Here is a 17,073-nt window from a genome sequence, read left to right on the forward strand (position 1 = left end):
TTTAGGAGGAAATAATTGACAACCACTTATGTGAATTGGGGAGAATCCATCGTTAAATTAACTTGGGAAAAAAATAACTTATTGCCCCCACATCATCTAATAACAAGTGTTCACGGCTTTTGTTTTCAAGGGGATCAATTAGTATTGGTGGATGTAAATCATCGAGGATGGGATTTTCCAGGAGGACATATTGAACCGGGTGAAAGCCCAGAGGATTGCTTAAAACGGGAAGCACTGGAAGAGGGCTATGTGGAAGGGGAATGTAAGTTGATAGGGCATATTATCGTTGACCATAGTGAAAATCCATTATGGACAAAAAATAGTCCCTACCCTAAAATTGGCTATCAACTATTCTACAAAATGACGATAACAAATCTGCTCCCATTTGAGGGAGAATTTGAATCTGCTCAACGTATGTTTATAAATCCGAATGATATTGCTTTTTATTATCACAAATGGAATATTCTTTATAAGGAAATATTGGATTGTGCACTACAGCAAAGACCTTCAAAACAGTAAGGTTTTTTCATTTTCAGCAGAGTTAATAGTAGACCATACACGGCTCTTCTAAATGTTTAAAATGAAACAGACGTGCCCAGTTGGAGATAAACGTATACAGTGTTTTCATGAAAAATGAAAACTTTACCAATAATTTTCGTAAATTGAAAAGAGAGGGGGGTTTTTTAATGAACCGAAAATATTTTATTATGATGGTTATTGCATTTATGATAGAATTCGTCCTAACTTATTGGATTGCCTCCGTATTTTCTGTCAGATTTATTGAGGTTATGTTTTTCACAGGGGCTGCCTTTACATTAGGAACGCTCTACTTTACAAGTAGTGGAGGAGCTATGTCAAGGTTTTTTGCAGCACAATCTGGAGCCATAACAGGCATCATCCAGGAGCGAGATCGATTTCAGTTTAAAGCAGGTCCTGTATTTATAGCATCACTACTATTCGTACTGATAGGTTTGGTATTCTTTATCTTACTTGTTACAGGCATCATACCACCGCAGAAGATATAGTATTTATGGGAAATCAAGATAGTCTCTAGACTGTCTTGTTTTTTTTAGGGCAAAATGGGTTGTTCAGATTCTGTATAAGTTGAGTTGGTAGAATAGGTGGTTATTGAATCACTCTACCATTTTAGATTTAGGAGGTGTTATGGTCATTCACTATGAAACATAGAATTATGGCTATCATTATATTATTTATAGTGTTGTTAACAGGTTCTCGTATGTTGTGGCTCCATTCATTTACGCAGCCAGATCAACCATCTGCAATAAAGGGGCAAATCGATGTCCGTGATTTTGATTTTCAACATGATGCATTAACACTTGATGGCGAATGGTCCTTCCATCCATCACAGTGGTTGATGGATCATCAATCCTCCAACCACTCATACATACAAGTCCCAGATGGTTGGGACAACGTTTTTCGGAAAGGAGAGCAAAGCCCATTTGGATACGGCTCTTATCAACTAAAAATACTGGTTAATACAGAAGAGGCAAGAACCTTTAGTTTAAGAGTTCCAAGTATTCGCAGTGCTGCAGAAATATATGTAAACGACCGCTTAATTGCGAAATCAGGAGAGCTAGGTGAAAATCGAGCGCAAACAATGGCTAAAAATATACCCTTTACAGCATCATTTGAGATAAATGGTGAAAGTGAAATCGAACTGGTCATTCAAGTAGCCAACTTTCAAGATCCTCGTAATGGGGGAATTGTACGCTCTATAAAATTTGGACAAGAAGATGTGATCAATCGGGAGACACAATTGTCCATCACGATGCAGTTATTCGTGGCAGTGGTCTTGGTCCTGCATGCCATTTACTCTGTTATCCTCTATTTAGTTGGAAATAAAGATAAACGCCTACTATTCTTTTCGATCTTAACCGTAAATATCATGTTTTATTATTTATTAGGAAGTGATGATAAACTTCTTTCATTTTGGTTTCCCATCAATTATGATTGGGGATTTATATTAGTCCATCTTTCTATGGTAGGCATTGGCTACTCGTTATTGCAGTGTATAGAGCACTGGCTACCGCCACATTTACAGCACTATAAACGGATGTACACTTTTTTCTGCTTGGTGGCAATCCTATTAGCCTTTACTTTACCGATACGTTATCTTGTTTCCATACAAGCTTTTTATATGGTTATTTTAGGGGCTCCCATAGTGATTACTTTGATTTTGATGACCGGAAAATCCATCAAAGATATTCGCAGTAATGTCTTTATTTTATTAGGCCTAGTGGCTTTTGTGAATAGTATCCTTTGGGATGTCATGCTGCTGATTACAGGAATTAAAGTCATTTCTTATCCATTTGATTTGATGGTGACAATTGCCTGTTTAGCGACATTGTGGTTTAAAGATTACGCAAAGGTACATGCCGATACGAAGAAGCTTGCTCATAAATTGCAAGAGACTGATAAAATTAAGGATGAATTTTTGGCAAGTACCTCTCACGAATTACGGAATCCACTTCATAGCATCATCAATATGTCCAAAGCGGTACTTGATCGTGAAGCCAATCGGTTAACTGCAAAAAGTGTGACTGATTTAGAAACTGTCCTGTCCGTAGGTAATCGGATGTCTTTGTTGTTAAATGATTTGCTGGATGTCGTAAGTTTGAAAGACAATACACAACAATTACAACTAAGTAGGGTTTCCATCCATTCCATTGCTGTGGGTGTTTTTGATATGCTGCGCTTTATGATTGAGGGGAAGCCTGTTCAGTTTGTCCTGAAAATACCTGAAGATTTTCAAAGAGTGCTAGCTGATGAAAATCGTGTGATTCAAATTGTCTTTAATTTAGTGCATAATGCTGTGAAATTTACGAATGAAGGGTCGATTACAATCTCGAGTTATACACGCAATGGAATGGCGAACATCGTCATTACGGATACAGGCATTGGTGTGGACGATGAAACCATGCGTCGAATATTTGAACGATATGAGCAAGGGACGATCAGTAAAACTATGGTAGAAGGAGGGTTTGGGCTAGGACTAAACATTTGTAAGCGGCTCATTGAATTGCATGGCGGTACATTGAAAGCCCAATCTATTGTTGGACAAGGCTCGACCTTTACATTTACATTGCCCTTAGCGGTTGAATCGAATGTCCAAGAGCCACTTGAAAAGGGACGACAAAGTGTTAGCAAGATTCCAGAGCGCATAACACCTTTACAAACTGACTTGGAACATGAACAGAGTACGGAGTTTAATCATCCGCGTATATTGGTAGTGGATGATGAGCCTATTAATTTGCGGGTCGTTGAGACCATTTTAGCGAATGAACAGTATGACATTGTTACGGTGACAAGTGGTATAGAAGCGCTAGTATGTATTCAGTCACACGAGTGGGATTTAGTTATTTCAGATGTGATGATGCCGAAAATGTCAGGGTACGAATTAGTTCGTCTTATTCGGAAGCAATTCTCCATCACCGATTTACCTGTATTATTACTGACAGCGCGTAGTCAACCCCAGGATCTTGAAAATGGTTTTTTAGCAGGTGCAAATGATTATGTGACCAAGCCTGTCGATGCCCTAGAGCTACGATCACGAGTAGCGGCTTTAATAAAGGTGAAGCGATCTATACAGGAGCGTCATCGTATGGAGGCTGCTTGGCTGCAGGCACAAATTGAGCCTCATTTTCTTTTTAATACGTTAAATGCCATTTTAACGTTGAGTGAAATGGATAGTGAGCGAACAAGTAGATTAGTAGAGGCACTCAGTGATTTTTTAAGAGAATCCTATAATTTTCAAAATGTTGAAGCACTTGTGCCGTTAGAAAATGAACTTACGTTAATTCAAGCTTATCTCTATATTCAGCAGGAGCGCTTCGGCGATCGTATTCAGGTTAAATGGGATTTAGAGGCATCTACAGATGTGCTTATTCCATCATTAACGATTCAACCCTTAGTTGAAAATGCCTTACAGCACGGTATTTTAAAACGTACAGAAGGGGGAACGATCCATATTCGGATTTATGAAAGTGAATCACAACTTGAAATTACGGTTTCGGACAATGGTGTTGGCATAGATGAACAACGATTGTCCCAGTTGCTTCAGACAAAACGACAGCCATCCGGAAGCATTGGCTTAATGAATACCCATCTTCGTCTTCAACAGCATTACGGACAAGGATTGCACATTACGAGTAAGCTTCATGAAGGAACGGCTGTTTCTTTTGTGGTTCTTGTAAAGAAGCCTGTAAAACAAAATGCATGACACTTCAGTGTGCCATGCATTTTTTCTTTATATAATCGCCTGCGGAACTTTTGCTTTAAACTGAGTGAATAAATAGCATCCCACAATGACGATAAGTCCACCAATTCCCTGAAGCCAAGACATATTTTCTCCAATAAATAAATAGGCGAGAAGGGCGGTGAAAATTGGATTGAAGTTTAAAAAAATCCCCGATGTTGTCGCGCCTAGCTTCTGTAAACCGATATTCCAAAATACCATACAAACAACGGTTGAGATAATACCCGTATATAGCATGGAAAGAATGAAAGATGTATTGACATTTGTGAAGGTGAAATCTGTGCTCGTAAATGGTAGGAGCATCAGCACACCAAATATTCCTGCATAAAAGGTAGCCATTAATGGTGAGGTTGTTTGCATAGCCCATTTACTACAGACGGAATACAGTCCCCAAACACACACGGCTGCCAACATCCATAAATCACCTGTATTGAACTGGAAATCCAGCAATAGCTGCCAATCTCCTTTTGAAAGAACGAGAACTACTCCGAACAAGGATAAAATCATTGCCGATAACTGCCACTTTGTTATTTTTTCTTTAAGCAAGACAAACGAAAACAGGGCAATGGATATTGTATTCATAGTAGAGATAAGCCCAGCATTAGTAGATGTCGTACGCTCCAATGCTAAAAATTGAAAGATATTAAAGAAAGCAACCCCAGTAACCCCCATCAACATTAACGGAACAATGGCTTGTTTTGGAGGAACTAATTTTTTTTCTTTCCACCAAACTAAAGGAACAAGGACAATGACAGCAATTAACCATCTGACCGTTGTCAATGTCAAAGGTGATGCATGTGCAACAAGCGTCTTGGCAACAACAAAATTTCCACCCCACAGTAAACTTGTGATAAGCATTAGACCTATATACAATTTAACCAAAGCTCGTAACACCCTCTTTTACCTTTATGTATACTAAGAATCATAGCATTAATTGTGAATTGACTGTATAATATTTTGTGAAAGTGATTTTATTTGAAATAAACTAAAGTTATTGTGATTTTATAAAAATAATCTTCGGAAAAATAGCTTCGTAAATACATAACGAAAAATAATCGAAAGGGGACACAGCTATGGAGGATAGCAAAACGAAAGGTCTAGACAGTATGGATCTTCAAATTTTAGATATTTTGCAGAGAGAGGTTCATATTAGTAATGCCGAATTGGCTAGACGTGTAAACTTATCGCCACCAGCGACACATACAAGAGTCAAACGATTGGAAAACGAAGGATACATCGATCAGCAAGTTGCTATTTTAAATCAGGAAAAACTAGGATTTGATTTACTGTGCTATGTTTTTATGAGTACGGATATCCATCAAGCGAAGGAAATAGAAGAATTGGAAACGAGCTTAAAAACGATGACAGAAATATTGGAATGTCATTGTTTAACAGGTGCCTATGATTACTTATTAAAAATCGTCATTCGAGATCGACAAGAATTGAATCGATTTATTCGGAAATTAAATAAGTTAGGGATCTCTAGAATTCAAACAAATTTATCGTTACGGGAAATCAAATATTCCACGGTGTTACCCTTATAAAAATACAGCAAGTGTGAGTGTTCTACTCATGCTTGCTGTGTTCCTCTTCATGAGAGCTTTTACTCACATGGATTTACTAATACCTGTTTCGTTTTGAATGTCCATGGTGCAATTGTGGAAATTATTTCCTAGTTGGGAGGACAACGAATAAGCGTTAACATTGCTGGTTTAAACCCAGCAAACCAAGCACTATACCAGAAATTGAATAGTCGCATCGCATTACGACAAATATGTAGATAATGATAACAACACAAGACGACATTTTATTTGGCTTAGCGGTTTGGCGTATTTTAGCTGATGTTGTGAATATCTAAAGCGTGAATAATGAGCAGTTGTACAATTTTGCAAAATTGCCCTAGTGAATAAGCATTGCAACAGATATCCATTTGGTAGCTTTTCTTTAATGTGATAGTGCACGACTAACGCCATGTGCTTTAATGGTGATTATAAGACTTAGCTGTCCTCGACAGGTTTTCTAAAAAACGTGTCGGGGACAGCTTTTTTTGTGTGTTTTTGCAAATGATAGACGCTAAAAAATTTAAAAAGAGGGCAAAAAAAGTTGTCTATACTCGTTTTATGAAATGGGACAAAGATGCTATATTTAAAGCACTTGCGAACTTGACTAGGAGGCTTATCATAGATGAACTATGTGAACGAAATGAAATGACCTTGTATGAGCTCACGGTTCGTCTACTTTTGAAGTATGAGCTTTCCATAAAGAGACAAGCAATTGCTAAACATCTTGTTGTTTTGGTGGGGACCGGGCTTGTCACTTTCATGAGGAAGGGCAACTACCGAATTGTTATGTTTTACAATGAGCCACTTATTGAAAGAGTGGGTAGAATAATTTTACGAACATGAACAGGTGGAGGCAAGCAAGTTGCTAACTAGCAGAGGAGGCTATTCAAATGAACATTATTGTGAACAGTATTTTTGTAACAGACCAAGCAAAGGCATTGTCATTTTATACAGAAAAGCTTGGATTTGTAAAAAAGGAAGACGAACCATTAGGAAAACATAGATGGCTGACGCTTGTATCGCCAAATGATTTAGAAGGAACTGAGCTTTTACTGGAGCCGGATGAACATCCTGCCGCAAAGGATTACCAAAAGAGAATATTTGCTGAGGGTATCCTGCCACGATGTTTGGTATAGCAGATATTCACGAAGAATACAAGCAATTATTAGAAAAAGGCGTAGAATTTACGATGGTGCCAACAAAAGTGGGAGCGGTCACAATAGCGGTCTTAGATGATACTTGTGGCAATCTTATTCAGATTATCCAAAAATAATTCATATTGAAAGCGTGTTTAGAGTCTAGTCCAAACACGCTTTTTTTATTTATTTGTGTATTGCTAAACCTCGGTCAACATTTAACAAGTCGAGGTTTTCTTTTGGTTGTGCATTCACGGTCTGTTCTTTAGCTTCAGCTTCTTCGCTTGGTGGCGCTTCCTCTGATGAACAGGCTGATAAAGCAAATAATAAAAATAATACCAAACTAAATGACAGTAATTTCTGCATGAGGCAAACCTCCATCCATAAATCGTTGATATGAATATTTTGCACATTTTCATACAGAATATGTTTAGTTTACTGTTATTTTTTAAGCAACGGTGTTGCTAATAATTTTGTTGAATCCGTTGTTAGTGGCCGCATTAATAAGCTTTTGAATAGACTCCTTGTTAATATCTGAGAATATATACCAACTATCATTACTAACATCATGGAGAAGAACAGTAGGATAACCTTCTAATAATTCATCCGGGAATGCCTGATTTAATGAGTACATATCGAACTGCTGAACACTTTTATTGTCAGCGTTTAAAAAATCATATTGTCCAAGCTTATAATAAGATCCAGGTACGTCCAGATTTAATTGCCAAGAATAGTCTTTAGGAGCTTCTACTTTAGCTCCTTTTTGCTGAAAAATCTTGAACATAGCGTGATGATAGCTATTGCCCTTCATTTCTTGAATAATGCCACCCATCGTCATGTGATATTCATAGTGAAGGGCCTTGATTTTTTGATTGTTTAATAATAATGGCTTAGTGGCAATAGTGACAGTACTTTGTTTGTAATCAACTTGACTGCCGAATGTTTCCGCAATAAAGCGAAGCGGTACATAAGTACGATTGTTTTTAAGATATGGTGTTGCATCCAAGTGCTCGGCCTTACCATTTTTCATGACGGTCTGACTGTTTAATGTTAACAAAACAGTTGATTGGTTCATGGTAAGAGTAATTTGTGAATCCTTCCATTGAACCTGTGCACCTAGATTTTCACTAATTACTCGCAAAGGTACCATGGTACGATTGTTTTTGACCTCAGGTGCTGCATCTGTTTTCACAACAACTTCGTCAATCATAAGCTGAGGTGTTGCTGCGTCAGCAGGGGAAGCTGTCCATAATACAGAGGTTAATAATAAGCCTGTAAAGATTTTTTTCATGGAAATTATCCTCCTTTATTTTTACGACCTTATTTTACCATAAAATTCAATTACGATTGTGATAGTTTACTATTTATTAATTTTTAACAGTGTATAAACCGGTTTTGAAATCGAATACTAATCGTGAAAGGAGGTTTTTTTGTGAAGTTTTTAACTTGGGGCATAGTAGGTGCAGCATTGTTCGCTGCTATGAAAGGTTACGGGAAATCAAGTCAAGGACAGAAGGATAGCTACCAACAAACGACAACACCTGTTCAATTAGTAGCTAATGCGAATCCTTTGACAGCTAATACACCGAAACAGTAAGAGGCGTCACGGCTTATAGATTATGTTGATCTATAAGCTTGTTATATTTTACATAAAAATCCTATAGTTGCTTGATAAAGATAGATAGAATATTGGTTGATGTCAATCACCCTTAAGTGGCAAAAGGATTTTAAGAAGCTTCCTGCTGAGACTCCTTTAGAATCCGATGAATCGTTAAGACAGCCTGTATATGCATGCCCTCATGGAAAATAGTCCGCCATAACACTTGTTCAATGGTTTGCATGCCCATCTCAATAGGGGAAAATTCTTCCATAAGTCGATGACCATATTGTTCCTTTAGCTGTTCTGGCTGCTGTGCCAGTAATATTTTTAATGCCTCAAAAGATGGCGTATTTTCATCAAAATCATCAGGTGAGGTGCCGAACCCAAACCAGTGAACGAAAGAATTTAATTCCTCTTGTTTTTCTTTCGTTAGAGCCTCTATCCATAAATATTGATCAAGATATAAATGGCCCATATTCCAGCGGATATTATTGCGGAAGCCAGTTGGAATGATATGGGCCTTTTCCTCTGTTACATCATCTAGTACTTGTAGTAGCTCGCTCCGGTAATGCTGTAGTTGTTGAAATAAATTTTCTTGTCGCTGATACATTGTAAAACCTCCTTTAAGTATGTATTAGCTATTTTCACCTAATTTCCTGCAAAAAAAAGAAGAACTCTGATGAGGGTTCTTCTAGTCACATTTATTTACTTTGTGTTTGCAAAGCTAGTCTTACACCGAGACCGATATAGACAAAGCCAACTGTTTTTTCAAGCCAACGGGAGCTGCCACTTGCTTTTGTAAAGATTTTTTCACCGATAAAGCTTGTCACAACAGCTAGTAAAATAGTATACAACGCGCTCATTACTACGAAAGTAATGCCAAGTGTCAGCAGCTGGACTGTAATAGATGTCTCATTATGCTGGATAAATTGTGGTAAAAAGGCAAGGAAAAATAAGGCCGTCTTTGGATTTAGTATTTCTGCTAAAAAGCCTTGGCGGAATGATGTACTCGCAGGGCTTTGTTCCACAGTAGGTTGTTCAATTTTCTTCGGTTTCGTAACAAGCATCTGTATCCCTAAATATACAAGATAAGCTACACCAACATATTTCACCACTTCAAAGGCTGTGGCAGATTGCATTAAAATAGCTGATAGACCTAAAACGGCTGCTAACGTATGGACTAAGTCACCGAGGCCGATACCTAAGGCTGTGTAAATGCCGTTTTTCTTACCACTTTTTAGCGTTTGTGTAATGGTGATAATAACTGCAGGTCCTGGAATTAAAAATAATAAAAGAACTATTGCGATAAAAGATAACATGCTTACCATCCTATTCTAATAAACTAATCATTCTAGGGTGAATGCATGACATATTATATTCTAGTGACTATAGAACTGTCGATAAAGAAATATTGAAAAAGGAATGAAAAAATATTCAGAAAATATTTGAACGAGGTGGTTTATTCAGATTGAATGGAATTTTTATGCATGTAACGATATTATTAGTACCAACTAATAATATTTAATGATAGAATTAGGTCATTAAAAAATGGGAGGTATCTTCATGTTAACTAGTCAACAAATTCAAGAAATTTTGCCACATCGCTATCCATTCCTTTTAGTAGATCGCATTGTGGAATTAGAGGAAGGGAAACGTGCGATAGGTCTTAAAAATGTGACCATCAATGAGGAGTTTTTTAATGGACATTTTCCTCAGTATCCTGTAATGCCAGGTGTGCTCATTGTGGAGGCATTAGCCCAAGTTAGCGCTGTAATCATGCTGACGAAGGAAGGCAATGAGGGAAGACTAGGATTACTGGCAGGAATAGATGAATGTCGCTTTAAAAAACAAGTGAAACCTGGAGATCAATTACGACTTGAAGTTGAAATTACACGCATAAAAGGCTCAATCGGTAAAGGGAAGGGACTCGCGACAGTTGATGGAGAAATGGTTTGTGAAATGGAGCTTGTGTTCGCGTTTGGTAATTAATGTACGCAATGAAGGGACAATTTTGCCATGTACAGCGCTTATAGCTGAAGCTTCTTTGTGAAAATGGTCATTAGATGCCTCTAAGCGCATTACACCACTAACTTTCTTTCATATAGTACATTTATGAGAGAAAGAGGGGTTTGGGTCGCTGTTTTTGAACGAAAAGAAGGGCTGTTAAGGGCTGAGGATGCATTGGATAATGATTTTTGTGATCGATTTGTACAAAAAAGCATAAACAGATTCACCATAAAAAACGCCATCGAGCTATCTATCAGTGCTATTTTTTTTTTTTTTCATCAACAATATACAAAGCTATAGAGCTAAGGCTATATAATCCGTATTTTATGGCAGCAGGCGTATCAAATTATGCGTTTAAAGCCAATTTCTATAACATTGAGCGGGGTCATTTTGTCCATTTTTATGTTGATTGCTTCCGTTTTAAATGGCTTGTCCAAATGTAGTATTTGCGATATTTTACAACTTATCAAAATGAAGATGAGCATTATTCAGAGCATCATTGAACATTTACATTTTTAGCCTCTTAAAACGCCAGAACATCGTGACTCGAATAAATGGTCCAATGGTTTATCAAAAAGCTGTTTAACGCTTCACCATAGTCTACATAAGACCAAGTCTAATAGGTCAAAGCGAAGGCTATCAAAATGCCTATAGTCGAAATCTTATTATGATGGACGAGCTTAATTTAGAAGATTTTGGTGTTGTTGGAAAACCTATCTTCACGGCCATTATCTCTCAGTTATGGTAAAATGCATTTTTATTATTTATTGAAACGTAAGCATTTTTTTGCGAATTCCTCAAATAATAAAGTACGAAAAAAATTTTGGGGACGTGAAGATTTGAAAAAAGTATTACTGTTTTTACTGCCACTTTGTTTGGTTACGGTGTCATTTTTTTATGTCAAGGCGAGTACTTATGACAATAAAGGGAGAAAGTATTATGAAGAAGCGGGGCAAATACTATGGGAAATCCAAACGGAGGAGAAAATCATTGCTCTTACTTTTGATGATGGACCACATCGCACCTACACAGCGGATGTTCTGGATGTTTTGGATAAATATCAAGCAAAAGCCACTTTCTTCATTGTCGGTCAAAATGCAGAAAAAAACCCTGAGCTTATTTCGAGAATGTACGATGAAGGGCATGAATTGGCCAACCACACCTATACGCATCCTTTAAAAACAAATGTCTCGAATTTGATGAAGGAAATTGATCAAACCAATGCAACTCTTTACAGCATTACCGGCTTTAAACCAACATTATTCCGTCCGGTGGAAGGGCAATTCTCCGATGCAATGATAGATGCAATTGCCAAAGAGGGCTATAAAGTGGTGATGTGGTCCTGGCATTTGGATACGCTTGACTGGAAAAGTCCAGGAGTTAATCGAATAGTGAATACCGTATTAAAAGGAGTAAAGGCAGGTAATATTGTGTTATTCCATGATGGTGGAGGTAACCGAGCACAAACTGTGAAGGCACTGGAGCAAATATTACCGGAGCTTGAAAAACAGGGTTATCGATTTGTGACGGTTTCAGAATTGCTTGAAGTGCAGATGGCGCATAAAAAAATGGAAAAAAAACAGTAGTGTTGAGAGTCTTCTTTCAACACTACTTTTTATGGTGCTATCTCTTTATGTAAAGGTTATTTTAACAATTTTTTGATGTGCTTCAGCTCACTAATTAAGTAATCAATTTGCTTCTGCATAGTATCAATTTGAACGTTCGACTGACTGTCTCCATTATTATTTTGAGAAGTATCCTTATTAGCGTTGACAAGTGCCTCTAGTGCGAGACCTGATGCAATAGTCTGTAGGCCATCTCCTAGTGTTGAAATGGCAGTACCAATATAAGCTAACTTAGCTGCATAAATTTCTAGGGAATCATTGTTTTGATTGGGCTTATTATTTCTTCCCATTATTTTTCCTCCTTATGTTTGTCATTACTTGCATCATATGCGTGAGGAAGAGAAAAGGAGAACGATTTAATTGATTCACAGGAAATGGTAAAATTAACAGAACGACAACATATTGGAGGAGCGGTCATTGACATATATAGAGATCGTTGAGATGGATAGACAATTGTTGGGCTGAATAGGCTGTTATTGAAGGAGCAAGAAAAATGGGTTCCTGCATTTCCCTGTTAATTGGAATAAACGATTAGTAGGCTTTCTTATATGTGGAAGTTACGACGGAAAACGTCTTAGTCGCAGCCAGCAAGCTATGCCTCTCAGTTGACCTGGTTCAAGATTAAAAGCATGGAAAAGTTGATGGAGAAATCGCCGCCACCCTATGAGGTCTTCTCTGTCATCTATAATGGACAGCTTATTTCTTTTCACCGATTAACGGTTCATTCGGTCTATAAAAAGCTTCAGCACAGTATTAGGAGTACCTGTGTAAAAAAATGTCCATGATTTGAAACTTTTTGAGTCATTGGCACGTTATATTCTTATAGTATTTCTATGAGTCAATTGATTTTTTAGTTGACTGCTACTAGGAAATGAGTAAAATTAGAAGGCAGTACCATTATATACCTAAAGCTTTTATAGGGAACAATGGATTCATGAGCATTAGGATGCTAGATGGTTGGAAGCATGATCAGACAAGGTCTGTCATAAAATTTGGACAGTCTTTTTCTTTTCGTCTTCTGTATAACCTGTTAAGATGGTAATAGTGTGACAACAAGTTAGTGTATATGAGAGTGGTGACAATCAAGATGGATGAACAGAAAAAAGAAAGTACAGAGCAGCAGCAAGAGCCAACGCCTGCTGAAATCAAGCCAGCAGGACAATTTATACAATTAAAACCGTTTAAATTCATCATGCTAATGTTCTTTACAATTCTTATTACTGCCGGCTTAACGATTTTTGCGTTAACATTTGGTGATAAGAAAGTGGTAGAAGTGAAAGTTCCTGTAGAACGTGAGGAATTTACGAAATTATATGAAGCATTTGATTTACTGAAAAATAACTATTACAAAGATATTGAGGATGAAAAAGTAGTTGATGGTGCTATTAATGGCATGTTCGATGCATTAGGCGATCCGTACTCTGATTTTATGGTGAAGGAAGAAGCAGACCAATTTAACTCTGGTTTATCTTCAAGCTTCCAAGGAATTGGTGCAGAAATTCAAGAACGTAATGGTTATATTACAGTTGTGTCACCGATCAAAAATTCTCCTGCTGAAAAGGCAGGCTTATTACCAAAAGATATCATCTTAACGGTCGATGGGAAAAGCATTCAAGGCTTCAGTGCTACAGAAGCAGTTGCGTTAATTCGCGGCGAAAAAGGAACATCTGTAAAATTATCAGTGAAACGTGGCGAAAATACTGAGCCTATACAAATGACTATTGTTCGTGATGAAATCCCAGTAGAAACTGTATACGGTGAGATGCTTGATGGCAATATTGCCCATATTCAAATTACATCGTTTAGTGAACAAACTGCTCAAGAGCTTGAAAAAATCCTTGTTGAGTACGAAGGCAAAGGTATGAAGGGGATTGTTTTAGATTTACGTCAAAATCCTGGTGGCTACTTAAAGGCTGCAGTGGATATTTCTAATTTATTTGTACCAGAAGGCAAAGCCATTGTGCAGGTACAAGAAAAAGATGCAGAACCAGAAGTCACAAATGCGATTGCTGGTAAAAAATACGATTTACCAATCACTGTTCTAGTTGATGGTGGTAGTGCTTCTGCCTCTGAGATTTTAGCTGGTGCCTTAAAAGAATCTGTTGGTGCAAAGGTGGTTGGTGAAACATCCTTTGGTAAAGGCACAGTCCAAAATGTCACTCCGTTGAAGGACGGCTCTAATCTGAAATTTACTACAGGTAAATGGTTAACGCCGAACGGTAACTGGATTAATGAAAAAGGGATTACTCCTGATGTTAAGGTTGCTTACCCATCATATGCCTCGTTACCATACTTGAACGCTTCTATGGAAATGAAGGCAGGTATGCAATCAGACACTGTGAAGGCGGCAGAAGAGATGCTTCAAGTACTAGGGTATGAACCTGGTGAAGTAGATGGTCTTTTCGATGACAATACAGCGCGTGCAGTAGAACAATTACAAGCTGCGAATAATCTTGAAGAGACAGGTGTTTTAACAGGAAATACAACGTATGCATTAATGGATGCGTTACGTGCAAAAATGAAAGCTGATGATCCTCAGTTGTTAAAAGCGAAAGAGCTTCTATTAGGTACAGCTGAAAAGGCTGAGGAAACTACAAACTAACAAATACAGCTGTCGCAACAGTCGTCTTTCACGGCATCTGCGACAGCTTTTTTTATAGGAGGAAGAAGAGAATGAAGGATGTATACCTATTTAGTGGCTTTTTAGGGAGTGGCAAAACATCAATGCTGACAGATGTAATTCGCCAACTAAAAGAAAAAAATTTAAAGCCCGCCGTTATTATGAATGAACTTGGCAAGCTACCATTTGACTCACAGGCCGTGGAAAAGGATATTCCACTCAAAGAGATGCTAGAAGGCTGTATTTGCTGTTCAGGTGCTGAAAAGACGGAGGCACAAATTCAATCTCTTCTATTAGATAGTGATTTTGATGTATTAATAATTGAAACAACTGGTGCTGCTCATCCAGTTGAGGCATTAGATGCGGTGTATTCACCATTGTTTGCTGATCAGCTTAATGTCAAAGGCATTGTTACAGTGGCAGATTCTAAGCTATGGCTTCACCGTGATACTCTGACACCACAAGTACGTTCTCTATTTATGGAACAAATTCGCCATGCTCACTTATTACTAGCGAATAAAACAGATCTTTTAACAGAGGCAGAGCAAGGGCAAGTAGTCTATGAGCTACAAAGCTTAAATCCCCATGCATTTATTTTGCAAACGACAAATGGACGAGTACCTTTGTCATTGTTAGAAAGCTTAAAGGCAACCGCACAAATGGATAAAGCTGATATTGTAAAAGCGCCGATAGCCTCTATGCAACTTGGCTCGCGCTTAGTAGAATTCGCTGATATGGAGTTTACCCAGGAGCAATTTGAAGAATGGGTACGTGCCTTACCTGAAACAATTTATCGAATGAAAGGATATGTACCGATTGAAGGAGTTAAAAATCCAATGCTATTCCAATATGCATATGGCATGGTTCAATGGCTACCGGAATATATAAAAATGCCAGCGAAACTTGTTATTATCGGTGAAAACGTAGGATCTCTTCCTGTCATTGGCATTCAATAAAGAAAATGTAAACCTGTGGATATTTGCACAATTTAGACAATGTGTAGATTACGCAGGTTTTTTTATTTTTATGTAAAGAGAATGTAATGTGTCTGTAATATGTTTGTAATATAAATGGTGAGAAGAGCCACTAGAAGTAGTGATATCACAATTCTGGGGGCTTTCGATAAGGATATTTAGAGGGACTGAATCAGTGAATAACGCATACATTTTGGTCTCGCTTTCGGGGCAAATTTACGATAATATTAGCTAGATTTAAAGGGGTGTCAACCCTCTTTCAAACGTAAGTATTTCATAGATTGGTTAATCCTACTAAAAAATATAGCAAAAAAACGTAGATTTTTCGCGTATTTATTTCCGCGTTGGGGTAGTTAGCAAATGCTGGTAAGAATTGAATGAAAATTATCCTTTACGATAAATGGCATAGAAGGAGGAATTGCAAACATGAAAAAAACACTAACTGCAATTTGTGCAACATTTCTTTTAGCAGCTCCAATTCAAATAGCTTCTGCTGCTACAAATACAACAGAGGGGAATTCAGTAAAGCAAACAACAAACTGTAAAGTTTATTATAAATGGTCTAACAATCATAAATGGAATATTCAATTCCCGCAGGCATCTACACCATCTAATGAGACGCCTTCAACAAATACTAATAATACGGCAGCAACGCCAAACAATAATCAATCATCACAAAACGAAAAACCAGCAACACCACCAGCTAGCTCTACACCTTCAACAACAACTTCAGATGTGAACGCATTTGAACAAGAGGTAGTAAAATTAACAAACGCTGAACGTACAAAAGCTGGTTTATCACCATTACAAACGGATGATAAATTAATGGCGGCAGCTCGCGAAAAATCACAGGATATGCAAAGTAATAACTATTTCTCACATACAAGCCCAACATTCGGTTCACCATTTGATCGTATGAAAGCTTTAGGGATTACCTATAAAAGTGCAGGAGAAAACATTGCACAAGGTCAACGTTCACCACAAGAAGTAGTGCAAGCGTGGATGGATTCACCTGGTCACCGTGCTAATATTTTAAATGGTAAGTTTACGCATATTGGTGTAGGCTACGTGAAATCAGGTAATTACTGGACGCAACAATTTATTACTAAATAAGAGTTGTGTTCAAGAAAATGTCTTATAAGTCTACTAGGCTTATAGGGCATTTTTTTGATGGCATGAAGGTAGAAAAGGGGGATGTACAGTTACAGCTAAAAATATTTTTCAGTAAGATGCCAAGATGATATCGTCAGGGCATCTTTTTGGGCGATGAATC

17 protein-coding genes and 1 pseudogene are annotated in these 17,073 nt (G+C 37.7%); 12 read left to right on the plus strand and 6 right to left on the minus strand.

Annotated features, from left to right (window positions below; all coding sequences use genetic code 11):
* The first annotated feature begins 15 nt into the window (after nucleotides 1-15).
* The 3 genes from AC3CH7_RS07195 to AC3CH7_RS07205 all read left to right on the plus strand — a co-directional run bounded on the left by AC3CH7_RS07195 (nucleotide 16) and on the right by AC3CH7_RS07205 (nucleotide 4,240).
* A complete protein-coding gene (locus tag AC3CH7_RS07195; RefSeq protein WP_198695970.1) occupies nucleotides 16-519 on the plus strand; it encodes an NUDIX hydrolase in 504 nt (167 codons plus the stop codon).
* 167 nt (nucleotides 520-686) lie between these two features.
* Nucleotides 687-1,025 (plus strand): hypothetical protein, encoded by a 339-nt coding sequence (locus tag AC3CH7_RS07200; RefSeq protein ID WP_036161603.1) that lies wholly within the window; start codon nucleotides 687-689, stop codon nucleotides 1,023-1,025.
* 152 nt (nucleotides 1,026-1,177) lie between these two features.
* Nucleotides 1,178-4,240: a hybrid sensor histidine kinase/response regulator gene (locus AC3CH7_RS07205; protein ID WP_488381645.1), complete on the plus strand. Its 3,063-nt coding sequence runs from the start codon at nucleotides 1,178-1,180 to the stop codon at nucleotides 4,238-4,240.
* 27 nt (nucleotides 4,241-4,267) lie between these two features.
* On the opposite strand, the gene AC3CH7_RS07210 is transcribed toward AC3CH7_RS07205, so the two are convergent.
* Nucleotides 4,268-5,134 carry a DMT family transporter gene (locus AC3CH7_RS07210; RefSeq protein WP_241740631.1) on the minus strand — a complete coding sequence of 289 codons (867 nt, stop codon included), beginning with the start codon at nucleotides 5,132-5,134 and terminating at the stop codon, nucleotides 4,268-4,270.
* A 215-nt stretch (nucleotides 5,135-5,349) separates the two neighbouring features.
* On the opposite strand from AC3CH7_RS07210, the gene AC3CH7_RS07215 reads away from it, so the two are divergent.
* The 3 genes and pseudogenes from AC3CH7_RS07215 (at nucleotide 5,350) to AC3CH7_RS07225 (ending at nucleotide 7,111) form a co-directional block, all read left to right on the plus strand.
* Nucleotides 5,350-5,820 carry an Lrp/AsnC family transcriptional regulator gene (locus AC3CH7_RS07215; protein ID WP_012294382.1) on the plus strand — a complete coding sequence of 157 codons (471 nt, stop codon included), beginning with the start codon at nucleotides 5,350-5,352 and terminating at the stop codon, nucleotides 5,818-5,820.
* Nucleotides 5,821-6,396: 576 nt separating this feature from the next.
* A complete protein-coding gene (locus tag AC3CH7_RS07220) occupies nucleotides 6,397-6,681 on the plus strand; it encodes an ArsR/SmtB family transcription factor (RefSeq protein WP_481276398.1) in 285 nt (94 codons plus the stop codon).
* Nucleotides 6,682-6,728: 47 nt separating this feature from the next.
* Nucleotides 6,729-7,111: pseudogene (locus AC3CH7_RS07225) on the plus strand (VOC family protein).
* 49 nt (nucleotides 7,112-7,160) lie between these two features.
* On the opposite strand, the gene AC3CH7_RS07230 reads toward AC3CH7_RS07225, so the two are convergent.
* Nucleotides 7,161-7,340: a hypothetical protein gene (locus AC3CH7_RS07230; protein ID WP_036161610.1), complete on the minus strand. Its 180-nt coding sequence runs from the start codon at nucleotides 7,338-7,340 to the stop codon at nucleotides 7,161-7,163.
* An 82-nt stretch (nucleotides 7,341-7,422) separates the two neighbouring features.
* Nucleotides 7,423-8,265 carry a copper amine oxidase N-terminal domain-containing protein gene (locus AC3CH7_RS07235; RefSeq protein ID WP_031418166.1) on the minus strand — a complete coding sequence of 281 codons (843 nt, stop codon included), beginning with the start codon at nucleotides 8,263-8,265 and terminating at the stop codon, nucleotides 7,423-7,425.
* Between the two features lie 141 nt (nucleotides 8,266-8,406).
* Between AC3CH7_RS07235 and AC3CH7_RS07240 the strand changes: the two genes are divergently transcribed.
* On the plus strand, nucleotides 8,407-8,571 hold the full coding sequence (locus tag AC3CH7_RS07240; protein ID WP_171821090.1) for a hypothetical protein: 165 nt from the start codon (nucleotides 8,407-8,409) through the stop codon (nucleotides 8,569-8,571).
* Between the two features lie 130 nt (nucleotides 8,572-8,701).
* Here the strand turns inward: AC3CH7_RS07240 and AC3CH7_RS07245 are convergent, their stop codons facing one another.
* Together AC3CH7_RS07245 and AC3CH7_RS07250 are read right to left on the minus strand one after the other, a co-directional pair.
* Entirely contained in the window at nucleotides 8,702-9,184 is a 483-nt protein-coding gene (locus tag AC3CH7_RS07245; RefSeq protein WP_197223966.1) for a DinB family protein, read from the minus strand.
* Nucleotides 9,185-9,275: 91 nt separating this feature from the next.
* The gene (locus tag AC3CH7_RS07250) at nucleotides 9,276-9,893 is read right to left on the minus strand and encodes a LysE family translocator (RefSeq protein ID WP_012294389.1); all 618 of its coding nucleotides are present in this window, start codon (nucleotides 9,891-9,893) and stop codon (nucleotides 9,276-9,278) included.
* Nucleotides 9,894-10,137: 244 nt separating this feature from the next.
* Between AC3CH7_RS07250 and fabZ the strand changes: the two genes are divergently transcribed.
* Both fabZ and AC3CH7_RS07260 read left to right on the plus strand, forming a co-directional pair.
* Nucleotides 10,138-10,563 carry a 3-hydroxyacyl-ACP dehydratase FabZ gene (gene fabZ / locus AC3CH7_RS07255; protein WP_197223965.1) on the plus strand — a complete coding sequence of 142 codons (426 nt, stop codon included), beginning with the start codon at nucleotides 10,138-10,140 and terminating at the stop codon, nucleotides 10,561-10,563.
* 857 nt (nucleotides 10,564-11,420) lie between these two features.
* A complete protein-coding gene (locus AC3CH7_RS07260) occupies nucleotides 11,421-12,167 on the plus strand; it encodes a polysaccharide deacetylase family protein (protein WP_036168261.1) in 747 nt (248 codons plus the stop codon).
* 56 nt (nucleotides 12,168-12,223) lie between these two features.
* Here the strand turns inward: AC3CH7_RS07260 and AC3CH7_RS07265 are convergent, their stop codons facing one another.
* Nucleotides 12,224-12,496: a hypothetical protein gene (locus tag AC3CH7_RS07265; protein ID WP_012294394.1), complete on the minus strand. Its 273-nt coding sequence runs from the start codon at nucleotides 12,494-12,496 to the stop codon at nucleotides 12,224-12,226.
* 797 nt (nucleotides 12,497-13,293) lie between these two features.
* On the opposite strand from AC3CH7_RS07265, the gene AC3CH7_RS07270 reads away from it, so the two are divergent.
* The 3 genes from AC3CH7_RS07270 to AC3CH7_RS07280 all read left to right on the plus strand — a co-directional run bounded on the left by AC3CH7_RS07270 (nucleotide 13,294) and on the right by AC3CH7_RS07280 (nucleotide 16,913).
* Nucleotides 13,294-14,808, plus strand: coding sequence for a lmo1851 family serine protease (locus AC3CH7_RS07270; protein WP_031418171.1), 1,515 nt, complete (start codon nucleotides 13,294-13,296; stop codon nucleotides 14,806-14,808).
* A 71-nt stretch (nucleotides 14,809-14,879) separates the two neighbouring features.
* Nucleotides 14,880-15,782, plus strand: coding sequence for a CobW family GTP-binding protein (locus AC3CH7_RS07275; protein WP_488381646.1), 903 nt, complete (start codon nucleotides 14,880-14,882; stop codon nucleotides 15,780-15,782).
* Between the two features lie 444 nt (nucleotides 15,783-16,226).
* Entirely contained in the window at nucleotides 16,227-16,913 is a 687-nt protein-coding gene (locus tag AC3CH7_RS07280; protein ID WP_012294395.1) for a CAP domain-containing protein, read from the plus strand.
* The last annotated feature ends 160 nt before the right edge of the window (nucleotides 16,914-17,073 follow it).

It is taken from the genome of Lysinibacillus sp. F12 (genome assembly GCF_057773605.1).

Bases quoted from the DNA above. Each gene is read 5' to 3' on its own strand.
- AC3CH7_RS07200 (WP_036161603.1), top strand. From the start codon at position 687: ATGAACCGAAAATATTTTATTATGATGGTTATTGCATTTATGATAGAA.
- AC3CH7_RS07205 (WP_488381645.1), top strand. From the start codon at position 1,178: ATGAAACATAGAATTATGGCTATCATTATATTATTTATAGTGTTGTTA.
- AC3CH7_RS07210 (WP_241740631.1), bottom strand. From the start codon at position 5,134: ATGCTTATCACAAGTTTACTGTGGGGTGGAAATTTTGTTGTTGCCAAG.
- AC3CH7_RS07215 (WP_012294382.1), top strand. From the start codon at position 5,350: ATGGAGGATAGCAAAACGAAAGGTCTAGACAGTATGGATCTTCAAATT.
- AC3CH7_RS07220 (WP_481276398.1), top strand. From the start codon at position 6,397: ATGAAATGGGACAAAGATGCTATATTTAAAGCACTTGCGAACTTGACT.
- AC3CH7_RS07230 (WP_036161610.1), bottom strand. From the start codon at position 7,340: ATGCAGAAATTACTGTCATTTAGTTTGGTATTATTTTTATTATTTGCT.
- AC3CH7_RS07235 (WP_031418166.1), bottom strand. From the start codon at position 8,265: ATGAAAAAAATCTTTACAGGCTTATTATTAACCTCTGTATTATGGACA.
- AC3CH7_RS07245 (WP_197223966.1), bottom strand. From the start codon at position 9,184: ATGTATCAGCGACAAGAAAATTTATTTCAACAACTACAGCATTACCGG.
- AC3CH7_RS07250 (WP_012294389.1), bottom strand. From the start codon at position 9,893: ATGTTATCTTTTATCGCAATAGTTCTTTTATTATTTTTAATTCCAGGA.
- fabZ (WP_197223965.1), top strand. From the start codon at position 10,138: ATGTTAACTAGTCAACAAATTCAAGAAATTTTGCCACATCGCTATCCA.
- AC3CH7_RS07265 (WP_012294394.1), bottom strand. From the start codon at position 12,496: ATGGGAAGAAATAATAAGCCCAATCAAAACAATGATTCCCTAGAAATT.
- AC3CH7_RS07270 (WP_031418171.1), top strand. From the start codon at position 13,294: ATGGATGAACAGAAAAAAGAAAGTACAGAGCAGCAGCAAGAGCCAACG.
- AC3CH7_RS07275 (WP_488381646.1), top strand. From the start codon at position 14,880: ATGAAGGATGTATACCTATTTAGTGGCTTTTTAGGGAGTGGCAAAACA.
- AC3CH7_RS07280 (WP_012294395.1), top strand. From the start codon at position 16,227: ATGAAAAAAACACTAACTGCAATTTGTGCAACATTTCTTTTAGCAGCT.